We start from the raw sequence: 11977 nt of genomic DNA, 5'->3' as shown, positions 1-11977 counted from the left end.
GCCAGGGCAGGCGGTGGGCGGCGGGTCAGCCCTGGTCGTAGCCTGGCAGTGCGCAGGGGGCCATCAGCTTGTCGCGCGCCGCCTGGTCGCCGGGTGCATTGAACGGCACCACGTAATAGGTCGCCACCGGCTCGTGGTTGCGGTTGGTCAGCGAGGGCCCGAAGCGGAAATTGGTCACCGCGCTGGCCGCGGCCGGGCCCAGGTCGCTCTCCGGCACCACCTTGCGCACCTTCACGTCCATCGGCACGCCGTCGGAGCCGATCACGTAGCTCACCGCCACGCAGCCCGGCTTGAGCAGGTTCTTGCCGCTGTTGGGCATGTTCACCTGCACCTGGGTGTTGAGGCGGATCCAGTAGTTGTAGAGCTGTTGCGGGCCGACCTTGCGCGTGTTCTGCGCCAGTGCGGGGACGGCGCAGAGCATGGCGGAAGCCAGCAGCAGCGACAGGGAAAGGCGGCGCGTCTGGGTGTTCATGCGGATCTCCTGCGCAGGACGGGTGGGATGCCCGTGACAGTTTAATCGTCCTGCCGCACGGCGGCGTCTACAGGTCGCGCAGGCTGTCCACCATGCCATCGGCGCCCACCGCGAGCAGCTTCAGCGTATTGGTGCCGCCGACGTGGCCGATGCGGTCGCCGTAGGTGATCACCACGCTGTCGCCCTCGTCCAGCCTGCCCTTTTCGAACAGCAGCCGCACCGCGGCGCGGGTGGCGGCGGCCATGCTCTGGTTCTCGCCATGGCTGAATTCCACCGGCTGCACGTCGCGCAGCAGCAGCATGCGGCGGCGCGCGGCGGCGAACGGCGACAGGCCGTAGATCGGCACCGCGCTGCGGTAGCGCGACAGCCACTGCGCGGTGGCGCCGGATTCGGTCAGCGCCACGATCGCGCGCACGCCGAGCTGGCCGGCCAGCACCATCGAGGCCAGCGCGATGGCCTGGTCGGTGCGGTCGAGGCGGTGACGGGCGCTGGAGAGGTCTTCCTTCGGCTCGAACTGGCGCTCGGCGCCCAGGCAGATGCGGTTCAGCGCCGCCACCGCCTTGTCGGGATGCGCGCCGGCGGCAGATTCCTCCGACAGCATCACCGCGTCGGTGCCGTCGATGACCGCGTTGGCCACGTCCAGCACCTCGGCGCGGGTGGGGATGGGCGAACGCACCATCGATTGCAGCATCTGGGTGGCGGTGATCACCGCGCGGTTGCGCTCCACCGCCTCGCGGATGATCTTCTTCTGCAGGCCGGGCAGCTCGGCGTCGCCGATTTCCACGCCCAGGTCGCCGCGCGCCACCATCACCACGTCGGAGGCGTCGATGATCTCGCCCAGCACCGGCAGCGCGTCGGCGCGCTCGATCTTGGACACCAGCGCGGCGTTGCCGCCGGCCTCGTGCAGCAGCCGGCGCGCCTCGTCCATGTCCGCGGCCGAGCGCACGAAGGACACCGCGAGGAAATCCGCGCCGATCTCGGCAGCGAGCTTGATGTCGGCCTTGTCCTTGTCCGACAGCGCGGAGACGGACAGGCCGCCGCCCTGCCGGTTGAGGCCCTTGCGGTCGGACAACCGCCCGCCCACCAGCACCTGGCAGCGCACCTCTGCGCCGGCCACCTCGCGCACGGTCAGCGCCACCAGGCCGTCGTCCAGCAGCAGCACGTCGCCGGGGCGCACGTCGCGCGGCAGGTCGTGGTAGCTCACGCCCACCCGGTTCACGTCGCCGGGCGGGGCGTCGGGCGAGCAGTCGAGCACGAACAGGTCGCCGTTGTGCAATTCGATGGGGCCGTTGGCGAAGCGCTCGATGCGGATCTTGGGCCCCTGCAGGTCGGCAAGGATGCCCACCTCGCGACCGGCGGCGGCCGCCGCGTCGCGCACCGCGGCGGCGCGGGCGCGGTGGTCGTCCGGCTGGCCGTGGGAAAGGTTGAGGCGGACCACGTCCACCCCTTCGGCGATGATCTTCCCGAGCATGCCCGGCGCGTCGGTGGCGGGGCCCAGGGTGGCTACGATGCGGGTGCGGCGGCTGCGTGTGTCGTTGGTCATCCGGCGAGATTATCAGAAGCCGCGGCGCCTGCACGCACCGGTGCGCATCATTTGCCCAGCGCGGTGTTGAGCACCTCCGCCAGCCGGCGCCCGGCAAGGCGCAGCTGGCGCTCGGCCACCGGCAGCTCGGCCTCGACGTAGCGCGGACCGACCGCATGTCCGGACGGATAGACGTCCCGGGTGATGCGGCAGGATTCCTCCGCCCACTGGGCGTAGGGATCGTCCAGCGGCGCGATCGGCGGCGGCAGCGCCACCGGACCCTCGGCATCCAGCCTGGCCGCGTAGGCCTTCCAGTCGAGGCCGCGCGTCTTCAGCATCCCCGAGTCCCAGACCCGGTGCAGGTTGCTGCCCTGTCCCTCGAACTGCACCTGGTACCGGTTGCCGCCCAGGTCGTCGCGGTAACCCGCGTGCAGCGGCTGGTGGATGTCGCCGACGAAGTGCACCACGAACTTCAGCGCCTCCAGCCGCGCCGCGTCCGGCTGCGAGCGGTCGCGCAGGATCGCCACGTAGCGCGCCAGCCCGCCCACCACGCATTCGCCGTCCCGGCAATCGCGCGGCGGCACGTAATCGCATGCCGGGCCGCCGCGGAAGTTGACGTAGTGCAGCTTGCGCGTGCGCTTCCACAGCGCCTGCTCGGCCGGGTCGTCCTGGATCTGGTCGGGCCAGCTGGCCACGTCGGCCAGCACGGTCACGTGCTCCAGCGCCAGCAGGCGCTCCACCTCGGCCTCGGCGGCGGGACTGAGGTGCCGCTGCGCCAGCGCAGCGACGATGCTGTGGCCCAGCGGCCCCCAGGCCTGCGCGGCCGGGGCGAGCAGCAAGCCCGCGCACAGCGCGGCGGCGAGACGACGGCGACGGGACGGCATGGCGGGATTCCTGCAGGACAGGCGCCGCAGTCTGCCACAAGCCCGCCAGCGTGCCGCCGGGTTCCGCGCTAGAATCGCGTTTCCCGGCCGCCGCCCGCGGCCCTTGTTTCCCCATCGTTTGGAGGACGCTGTCCCATGACCATCAAGGTCGGCATCAACGGTTTCGGCCGCATCGGCCGCAATGTGTTCCGTTCCGCGGTGCAGAACTTCGGCAACGACATCGAGATCGTGGCGATCAACGACCTGCTCGAGCCGGACTATCTCGCCTACATGCTGCGCTACGACTCGGTCCACGGCCGTTTCAAGGGCGAGGTGTCGGTCGAGGGCGGCCAGCTGGTGGTCAACGGGAAGAAGGTGCGCCTGACCCAGGAACGCGACCCGGCCAACCTGAAGTGGGGCGAGGTCGGCGCCGACGTGGTGATCGAGTCCACCGGCCTGTTCCTGACCAAGGAAGCGGCGCAGAAGCACCTCGACGCCGGCGCGAAGAAGGTGATCATGTCGGCGCCGTCGAAGGACGACACGCCGATGTTCGTGTTCGGCGTGAACCACGCCAGCTACGCCGGCCAGGCGATCATCTCCAACGCCAGCTGCACCACCAACTGCCTCGCGCCAGTGGCCAAGGTGCTGAACGACAAGTGGGGCATCAAGCGCGGCCTGATGACCACCGTGCACGCCGCCACCGCCACCCAGAAGACCGTCGACGGCCCCAGCAACAAGGACTGGCGCGGCGGCCGCGGCATCCTGGAGAACATCATCCCGTCGTCCACTGGCGCGGCCAAGGCCGTCGGCGTGGTGATCCCCGAGCTCAACAAGAAGCTCACCGGCATGAGCTTCCGCGTGCCGACCTCCGACGTCTCGGTGGTCGACCTGACCGTGGAGCTGGAGAAGCCCGCCACCTACGCCGAGATCTGCGCGGAGATGAAGGCGCAGAGCCAGGGCGCGCTGAAGGGCGTGCTGGCCTACACCGAGGACAAGGTGGTCGCCACCGACTTCCGCGGCGAGACCCACACCTCGGTGTTCGACGCCGACGCCGGCATCGCGCTGGACCCCACCTTCGTCAAGGTGGTGAGCTGGTACGACAACGAATGGGGCTACTCCAACAAGTGCCTGGAGATGGTGCGCGTGGTGGCCAAGTAAGGCCGGACGCCCCGCAAGCGCTCGACACGGCCCGCGCCGGCACTGCCGGCGCGGGCTTTTTGTTGCCCGCCGCGGCGCCTGCGACATCGCGCCGCGGCGGCATCGGCGGCGAACCGTCGCAGCCGCCTGACCCAGGTCAAGGGGGTCGCGCCGGGGCCCGTCGACAATGGTGCCAACCGTCACGGGGGCGCCATGCCGCACACCGAGTACTACAACGACAAGGTCGTCCGCCAGTTCCTGCTGGCCTCGGCCATATGGGGCATCGTCGGCATGACGGTGGGGCTGTACGCCGCCGCCGATCTGATGTGGCCCGCGCTGAACCTCGACCTGCCCTGGTTCACCTTCAGCCGCATCCGCCCCGACCACACCTTCGGCGTGATCTTCGCCTTCGGCGGCAGCGCGCTGATGGGCACCTGCTACTACGTGGTGCAGCGCACCGGCCACGCCCGGCTGGCGTTCGACCGGCTGGCCGCGTTCACCTTCTGGGGCTGGCAGCTCTCCTGCGTGCTGGCGATGCTGACCATGCCGATGGGCCTGACCCAGGGCAAGGAATACGCCGAGCCGGAATGGTGGATCGACATCCTGATCGCGGCGGTGTGGGTGGGCTTCGGCGTGGTGTTCTTCGGCTCGCTGGCGCGCCGGCGCATCCGCCACATCTACGTGGCGAACTGGTACTACGGCGCCTTCATCATCGCGGTGGGGCTGCTGCACATCGTCAACAACCTGGCGGTGCCGGTGTCGTGGACCAAGTCCTACCCGATCTACTCCGGCGTGGTCGACGCGATGGTGCAGTGGTGGTACGGCCACAACGCGGTGGCGTTCTTCCTCACCGCCGGCTTCCTCGGGATGATGTACTACTTCGTGCCGCGCCAGGCGCAGCAGCCCTTGTGGAGCTACCGCTTCTCCATCGTCAATTTCTGGGCGCTGATCTCGGTCTACATGTGGGCTGGTGCGCACCACCTGATGTACACCGCCCTGCCCGACTGGGTGCAGTCGGTGGGCATGGCGTTCTCGCTGGTGCTGCTGATGCCGAGCTGGGGCTCGGCGGCGAACGGGCTGATGACCTTCAACGGCTCGTGGCACAAGCTGAAGACCGACCCGGCGGTGAAGTTCATGGTGATGGCGCTGGTGTTCTACGCCGCCGCCACCTTCGAAGGCTCGATGATGGCGGTGAAGACGGTGAACTCGCTGTCGCACTACACCGACTGGACCATCGCCCACGTGCACTCCGGCTCGCTGGGCTGGGTGGCGATGATCACCATCGGCTCGCTGTACGCGATGGCGCCGCGCGCGCTGGGCCGCCCGGCGATGCACTCGCACAAGGCAATGGAAATCCACTTCTGGCTGCACATGCTGGGCACGCTGTTCTACGTCGGCGCGATGTGGACGGCCGGCGTCACCGAGGGCGAGATGTGGCGCGCCACGCTGCCGGACGGCTCGCTGAAGTACGCCTTCCTCGACAGCCTGATCGCGGTCAGGCCGATGTACCTGGTCCGCTGGATGGGCGGCGCGCTGATCCTGTCGGGCATGTGGGTGATGGCCTGGAACCTGTGGCACACCGCCGCCGACGCGCGCGCCCGCATCATCCAGCCGATCCCCGTGCCCATCCCCGAGCCGGTGCCGCACCAGGTGCCCGCGCCGTTGCCGGTGGCTGGTTGAGGAGAAGGCCATGGCCTACAGGCATTTCGAATTCATCGAGAAGCACGCCGCCGCGCTGGGCATCTTCACCGCGGTGATGGTCTCCTTCGGCGGCCTCGCCGAGATCACCCCGCTGTTCATGGAGGCGCACGCGGTGAAGGCGCCGGCGGGCGTCAGGCCCTACGACCCGCTGCGCCTGGCCGGCCGCGACATCTACGTGCGCGAGGGCTGCTACCTGTGCCATTCGCAGATGATCCGCGCGCTGCGCTTCGAAACCCAGCGCTACGGCCACTACTCCACCGCCGAGGAATCGGTCTACGACCGCCCGTTCCAGTGGGGCTCCAAGCGCACCGGGCCGGACCTGGCGCGCGTGGGCGGCAAGTATTCCGACGACTGGCAGCGCATGCACCTGCTGGACCCGCGCAGCGTGGTGCCGCCATCGAACATGCCGGGCTACCCGTGGCTGGCGAAGGCCGCCATCGACGGCGCCGACATCCAGGCGCGCATGCGCGTGCTGCGCAGGCTGGGCGACCCGTACAGCGACGCCGACATCGCCGCCGCCCCCGTCGAGGTGAAGGGCAAGACCGAACTCGACGCCCTGGTCGCCTACCTGCAGGGCCTGGGCATCGACAACGAGCCGCACCCCGCCGTCGCCACCGCCAAGGTCGGCAAGGCAGGTACGCCATGAACCCGGCCTGGGGCCACGTGGCCGGCGTCATCACCACGTTGCTGATGCTCGTCTTCATCGGCATCTGGATCTGGGCCTGGCGCAGGCGCCACAAGCCCACCTTCGACTACATGGCGAGGCTGCCGATGCAGGACGAGGACCTGCCTGCGGGCGCGCCCGCCGATGCGCGGGAGGCACGCCGATGAGCACCGGCTGGTCGCTGTGGGTGATGTTCCTGGTGGTGCTCAACCTGGGCATCACGCTGTTCCTGTTCCTGTGGGGCCCGCGCGCGAAGATCCCCTCGCTGCCCGACCAGACCACCGGCCACGTGTGGGCGCACGGCACCCTCCGCGAGGGCCTGCGCCCGTTGCCGCGCTGGTGGCTGCTGCTGTCGGCCAGCATGTTCGTGGCCGGCATCGGCTACCTGGTGCTCTACCCCGGCTTCGGCAACCACAAGGGCCTGCTGCACTGGACCGCGCACGGCGAGCTGGCGCGCGCCGTGGCGGCCAACGACGCGAAGCTCGAACCGCTGATGCGGCGCTTCGCGCTGTACCCGGTCGAGCAGCTGGCCGGCGATCCCGCCGCGCAGCAGCTGGGCCGGCGCCTGTTCGACGACGACTGCGCCGCCTGCCACGGCCGCGGCGCCAGGGGCAACCAGGCGCTGGGCGCGCCCGACCTTACCGACGCCGACTGGCTGTACGGCGGCACCGGCCAGGACATCGCCACCTCGATCCACGACGGCCGCGGCGGCGTGATGCCGCCGTGGGGCAGCCTCGGCGAGCCCACCGTGAAGAACCTCGCGCAATACGTGCTCGGCCTGTCCGGCGCACCGCACGACGCGAAGATGGCCGCCACGGCGGAGCCGATCTTCAAGGCGACCTGCGCGGCCTGCCACGGTCCCGACGGCAAGGGCAACCAGGGCGTGGGCGCGCCCAACCTCACCGACCACGTGTGGCTGCACGGCGGCCGCCTGGCCGACATCGAGGCCACCATCCGCGACGGCCGCCAGGGCCACATGCCGGACTGGGACAAGCGCCTCGACGACGGGCAGATCCACGTGCTGGCCGCCTACGTCTACCACCTCTCGCACCCCGATGCCGCCACGCCGTGAGCCACGTCCTGCCGGGCCATCCGGAGCCTGGTACCGCCAGCCGGTGCTGTGGCTCGGCGCGGCGGTGTTCCTCGCCTCGCTGGCCGGCTGCGCGTGGATCATCGCGGTGAGCGCGCGCCACGCCGACACGCCGCTGCCGGATGCCCCGCACGCGGTGTTCGGCGTGCCCAGCGCAGCACGCAGCGCGCACGGCACGCCGCCATGAACGCCGCTGCATGGGCCGAACCGCGGCTCGCGGCGCAGGTGCTGCGCCCGCGCCGCGATGGTCGCAGCGACATCGCCCTGCGCGTGCCCGCGCTGGACGACCCGCGCCGCGTGCTGCGGCTGGAGCAGGCGCTGCACGCGCTGCCCGGCGTGCGGCGCGTGGCGATCGACGTCGCCGCACGCCGCGTGCGCGTGACCTGGGACGCCCGCCTCACCCCGCTGCCCGCCCTGCTCGATGCCTGCGCCCGCCAGCACTGTCCCGCCGAACCGCTGCGCCGCGCCCGCATCGACGACGCCCGCGACGACGAAATGCGCGACGCGCTGAAGCGCCTGCTGGTGGCCGGCATGTGCGCGATGCAGGTGATGAGCTACGCGCTGGCGATCTACCTCGGCGCCACCGAGTTCGAGGACTTCAGCACGCGCGGCCTGTTCCGCTGGCTGGGCTTCCTCTCCATCATCCCGGTGGTGGCGTATTCGGCGCTGCCGTTCTACCGCGGCGCGCTGCACGAGCTGCATGCGCGCCGTATCGGCATCCACCTGCCGGTGGCGCTGGCGGTACTGCTGGTGTTCCTCGCCAGCGCCTTCGCCACGCTGCGCGGCCGCGGCGAGATCTATTTCGACTCGATCGGCATGTTCGTGTTCCTGCTGCTCGCCGCGCGCTACGTGGAACTGCGCGCGCGCCACCGCAGCGGCGCGCTGGGCGAGTCCGCGGCCGACGCCATGCCGCTGCTGGCGCAGCGCCGACGCACCAACGGCGCGCTGGAAACCGTCGCCGCGCTGGAACTGGTTCCCGGCGACCGCGTGCACGTCCCCGAGGGCGCCGTGGTGCCCGCCGACGGCGTGCTGGAAAGCGCGTACGCCGCGCTAGACGAATCCCTGCTCACCGGCGAATCGCGCCCGCAGCCGCGCCGCCGCGGCGAACGCCTGCTGGCCGGCAGCCTGCTGCTCGCCGGCCCGGCCGACCTGCGGGTGGAAGCCGGTGGCGACGCCACTGCCGCGGCGCGGATGGAGGCGCTGGGCGCGCATGCCCGCGCGGCGCGCCCCGTCGTCACGCCGGCAGACCAGCGCGCGGTCGCCCGCTTCGTGGCGGGCGTGCTGCTGCTCACCGCGGCCACCGCGCTGGGCTGGCTGCTGGTCGACCCTGCTCGCGCGTTCGGTGCCGCCGTCGCCGTGCTGGTGGTGGCCTGCCCCTGCGCCTTCGCGCTGAGCCGCCCGGCCGCGCTGGCCAGCGCGCTGGGTGCGCTGGCGCGGCAGGGCGTGCTGGTGACCGACGGCGCGGCGCTGGACGCACTCGCACGCGCGGACACCGCGCTGTTCGACAAGACCGGCACGCTCGGCGTGCCCACGCTGGACCGCGGGCGCATCCGCACCCCGCGTGGCGACGCACCCGACGCCATGCTGCGCCTGGCCGCCGCGCTGGCGCGCGAAAGCGCCCATCCGCTGGCACGCGCGCTGGCCGACGCGGCACGCGATGCCACGCCCCCGCGCGCATGGAACGTGCAGGTCGGTCCCGGCGGCATCGAGGGCGTGGTCGACGGCCGCCGGCTGCGCCTGGGCCGCGCCGGCCACGCGCTGGCCCTGGCCGGAGTGGCCGACCCCGACGCCGCCGATGGCGCATTGTGGCTGGCCGACGTCGGCGGCGCGCTGGCGATCTTCCACTTCGACGAACAGCCACGGGCGGACGCCGCACGCACGCTGGCCGCGCTGCGCGCCGACGGCCTCGTGCCCGCCATCGCCAGCGGCGACGCCGCCGGCCGCGTGGCCGACCTTGCCGCGCGGCTGGACATCGGCGACTGGCACGCCCGCCAGTCGCCCGCCGACAAGCTGGAACGCCTGCGCGAGCTGCGCGCACGGGGCCGCACTGTGCTGGTGGTGGGGGACGGCGGCAACGACGCCCCGGTGCTGGCCGGCGCCGATGTTTCCGCCGCGCTCGCCGAAGGCGCCGAAGCGGCCCGCACGCACGCCGACCTGCTGCTGCTCGACGGCCGCCTCGACGGCCTCGCCCGCGCGCGCGCCGTGGCCCGGCGCATGCACCGGGTGGTCGACGGCAGCCGCCGCGGCGCGCTGGCCTACAATCTCTGCGCCATCCCGTTCGCGGCGCTGGGGCTGGTGCCGCCCTGGCTGGCCGGCGTCGGCATGTCGCTCAGCTCGCTGGCGGTGGTGCTCAACGCCCTGCGCACCGGGCGGGAGGCGCGCGCATGAACGCCCTGCTGGTGCTGATCCCGGTCACCCTGCTGCTCATGCTGGCCGCGGTGGCGATCTTCTTCTGGGCGGTGAACCACCAGCAGTTCGACGACCTCGACACGCCCGCCGTGCTGCCACTGCTGGAGGACGAGCCGACCGCCCCCATATCGAACCCCGGACCTTCCCGCACGCCCCCGCCATGAACACGCCCGCCACGCTCGACGAAACGCACATCGCCACCCTGGTCGACCGCTTCTACGACAAGGTGCGCGCCGATCCCTCGATCGGCCCGATCTTCAACGCCGCCGTGCACGACTGGGCGGAGCACAAGCGCCTGCTCACTTCGTTCTGGTGCTCGGTGGCGCTGCGCACCGCCAGCTACCGCGGCAACCCGATGGCGGTGCACCGCGCCCAGCCCGCGATCCGCGCCGAGCACTTCGTGCGCTGGCTGGACCTGTGGCGCGAGACTACCCGCGAAGTGCTGGACGAAGCCGCCGCCACGCAGATGCTCGACTACGCCGACCGCATCGGCCGCAGCCTGCGCATGGGCATGGGCCTGCCCGACCGGCTGGACGCGCGGCCGTTCGGCATTCCGGTGGTGGGGGTGAAGTCCTGAGGAGACACGCGGCGCGTCCCGTGATTTTGCGTGCTGCGCACGAACACTTCACTGGATGACCAGACCTTCGTCTGTTGAAAAGCACCTCCAGCCTTCGCTGGAATGACGGTGGTGAGGGGATGGAATGAGAAGCCAGCATGAAGCGACTCGCGATGCTGGAGTAAGCCTCGCAGCGTGGAGCAACCGGAGAGCGGTCGGCCGCGGCAATCCCTCCCTGACCTCAGTGATCGGCGACGGCGCGGCGTGGCCGTCGGTAGAACGTGCGGTGTCACGCAAGTTCCAGGACACCTCGAGCGCCACGGCTTGTAGGGGCGGCGGGCTCCACAAGGCCATTTCTCTTGGTTCCTTCTCTTGACTCCGGGCATCCTGCCCTCCGCCCTTCGGGCCGGCTTCGCCGTTTGCCACCGCTCCTGCGGTGACGTGGGCCAGCAAAGAGAAGGAACTCGGGCGCCGGCAGGCGTCCGAAAGCCCGCTGCAGGCGAGCAACCGCTGCGCAAAAGCACGAAGGCCCGCGGCTCTACCGACGGGCCTCCGCGATTTTCACGAACGACAGCTCAGCCCAGCGCCTTCAGTGCTGCGTCGTAGTTCGGTTCGTGGGTGATCTCGTCCACCAGTTCGGCGTGGATCACCTTGTCGTGCGTGTCCAGCACCACCACCGCGCGGGCGGCCAGGCCGGCCAGCGGGCCGTCGGCGATGGCCACGCCATAGTCGCGCAGGAACTCGCGCCCGCGCATCAGCGACAGCATGCGCACGTTCTCGATGCCCTCGGCGCCGCAGAAGCGGCCCTGCGCGAACGGCAGGTCGGCCGAGATACACAGCACCACGGCGTCGTCGAGCTTCGCCGCCAGCTCGTTGAAGCGGCGCACCGAGGCGGCGCACACGCCGGTGTCCACGCTGGGAAAGATGTTCAACACCTTGCGCTTGCCGGCGAAGCCGGCCAGCGTGACCTCGGACAGGTCGCTGCCGACCAGGCGGAACGCCGGCGCCTGGCTGCCGGGCGCGGGAAAGCTGCCGTCGACGCGTACCGGCTGGCCCTTGAAATGGACGGTGGACATGACATACCTCGCGATGGGGGGAAAGGGCCTACAAGTAGAACATGGTCTTGGCCAGGAAGACGATGGCCGCCATCATCGCCAGCACGATGCGGTGCGTATGACGGAAGCGGCAGGCGTCCATGCGCCCCCGCGCGCCGGCCCACACCGCGTTGGCGAACACCCCCAGCACGCCGAACGCCAGGATCACCTTGGCCAGCAGGAACCCGCCGAAGCGCGTATCGCCGATGCAGCGGATGCCGTTGCAGCGCAGGTCGAACAACAGGCCACCGCTGGCGAACAGCAGCAGCACCACGAATGGCATGTAGCGGCGCACCCGCGCCATCACCGCGCTCTCGATCCGCTGCATGGTGGTGGCGTCGAAGTGCCGGTGCAGCGCCTCCAGCGCGAACACCTCGAATGCCGCCGCGCCCACGAACACGATCGCGCAGGCCAGGTGCACCAGCACGATCCAGGGGTAATACGGCGCGATCAGGCCTTGCATGCCGCC

Annotated in this window: 14 protein-coding genes; 9 read left to right on the top strand and 5 right to left on the bottom strand. The window is 71.0% G+C overall.

Going from position 1 to position 11977, the window contains the following annotated elements:
* Positions 1-25: 25 nt before the first annotated feature.
* The 3 genes from QMK61_RS06415 to QMK61_RS06405 form a co-directional block, all read right to left on the bottom strand.
* Positions 26-472 (bottom strand): energy transducer TonB, encoded by a 447-nt coding sequence (locus QMK61_RS06415; protein WP_302071285.1) that lies wholly within the window; start codon positions 470-472, stop codon positions 26-28.
* Positions 473-539: 67 nt separating this feature from the next.
* Positions 540-2015 (bottom strand): pyruvate kinase, encoded by a 1476-nt coding sequence (gene pyk, locus QMK61_RS06410; RefSeq protein ID WP_302071284.1) that lies wholly within the window; start codon positions 2013-2015, stop codon positions 540-542.
* 47 nt (positions 2016-2062) lie between these two features.
* Complete coding sequence (locus QMK61_RS06405; RefSeq protein ID WP_302071283.1) at positions 2063-2878, bottom strand: S1/P1 nuclease; 816 nt, start codon at positions 2876-2878, stop codon at positions 2063-2065.
* Positions 2879-3013: 135 nt separating this feature from the next.
* Between QMK61_RS06405 and gap the strand changes: the two genes are divergently transcribed.
* The 9 genes from gap (at position 3014) to QMK61_RS06360 (ending at position 10435) form a co-directional block, all read left to right on the top strand.
* Complete coding sequence (gene gap / locus QMK61_RS06400; protein ID WP_302071282.1) at positions 3014-4015, top strand: type I glyceraldehyde-3-phosphate dehydrogenase; 1002 nt, start codon at positions 3014-3016, stop codon at positions 4013-4015.
* A 192-nt stretch (positions 4016-4207) separates the two neighbouring features.
* Positions 4208-5674 carry a cytochrome-c oxidase, cbb3-type subunit I gene (gene ccoN / locus QMK61_RS06395; protein ID WP_302071281.1) on the top strand — a complete coding sequence of 489 codons (1467 nt, stop codon included), beginning with the start codon at positions 4208-4210 and terminating at the stop codon, positions 5672-5674.
* A 10-nt stretch (positions 5675-5684) separates the two neighbouring features.
* A complete protein-coding gene (gene ccoO, locus QMK61_RS06390) occupies positions 5685-6341 on the top strand; it encodes a cytochrome-c oxidase, cbb3-type subunit II (RefSeq protein WP_302071280.1) in 657 nt (218 codons plus the stop codon).
* The gene (locus QMK61_RS06385) at positions 6338-6526 is read left to right on the top strand and encodes a cbb3-type cytochrome c oxidase subunit 3 (RefSeq protein ID WP_302071279.1); all 189 of its coding nucleotides are present in this window, start codon (positions 6338-6340) and stop codon (positions 6524-6526) included. The genes ccoO and QMK61_RS06385 overlap by 4 nt, the downstream gene beginning before the upstream one ends.
* Positions 6523-7431, top strand: a complete 909-nt coding sequence (ccoP, locus tag QMK61_RS06380) for a cytochrome-c oxidase, cbb3-type subunit III (RefSeq protein WP_302071278.1) — start codon at positions 6523-6525, stop codon at positions 7429-7431. Before QMK61_RS06385 ends, ccoP begins: the two co-directional genes overlap by 4 nt.
* Positions 7415-7636 (top strand): hypothetical protein, encoded by a 222-nt coding sequence (locus tag QMK61_RS06375; RefSeq protein ID WP_302071277.1) that lies wholly within the window; start codon positions 7415-7417, stop codon positions 7634-7636. Before ccoP ends, QMK61_RS06375 begins: the two co-directional genes overlap by 17 nt.
* Positions 7633-9837, top strand: coding sequence for a heavy metal translocating P-type ATPase (locus tag QMK61_RS06370; RefSeq protein ID WP_302071276.1), 2205 nt, complete (start codon positions 7633-7635; stop codon positions 9835-9837). Before QMK61_RS06375 ends, QMK61_RS06370 begins: the two co-directional genes overlap by 4 nt.
* Positions 9834-10022: a cbb3-type cytochrome oxidase assembly protein CcoS gene (gene ccoS / locus QMK61_RS06365; protein ID WP_302071275.1), complete on the top strand. Its 189-nt coding sequence runs from the start codon at positions 9834-9836 to the stop codon at positions 10020-10022. The genes QMK61_RS06370 and ccoS overlap by 4 nt, the downstream gene beginning before the upstream one ends.
* Positions 10019-10435 (top strand): group III truncated hemoglobin, encoded by a 417-nt coding sequence (locus QMK61_RS06360; RefSeq protein ID WP_302071274.1) that lies wholly within the window; start codon positions 10019-10021, stop codon positions 10433-10435. Before ccoS ends, QMK61_RS06360 begins: the two co-directional genes overlap by 4 nt.
* 554 nt (positions 10436-10989) lie before the next feature.
* Here the strand turns inward: QMK61_RS06360 and tpx are convergent.
* Together tpx and QMK61_RS06350 are read right to left on the bottom strand one after the other, a co-directional pair.
* Complete coding sequence (gene tpx, locus QMK61_RS06355) at positions 10990-11490, bottom strand: thiol peroxidase (RefSeq protein WP_302071273.1); 501 nt, start codon at positions 11488-11490, stop codon at positions 10990-10992.
* 28 nt (positions 11491-11518) lie between these two features.
* Positions 11519-11971 carry a hypothetical protein gene (locus QMK61_RS06350; RefSeq protein ID WP_302071272.1) on the bottom strand — a complete coding sequence of 151 codons (453 nt, stop codon included), beginning with the start codon at positions 11969-11971 and terminating at the stop codon, positions 11519-11521.
* Positions 11972-11977: the final 6 nt, after the last annotated feature.

Source organism: Fulvimonas sp. R45, from assembly GCF_030504985.1.
Taxonomy (GTDB): domain Bacteria; phylum Pseudomonadota; class Gammaproteobacteria; order Xanthomonadales; family Rhodanobacteraceae; genus Rhodanobacter_A.
Note: the sequence above shows the minus strand (reverse complement) of the source record. Positions and strands in the feature narration are given on the sequence as shown.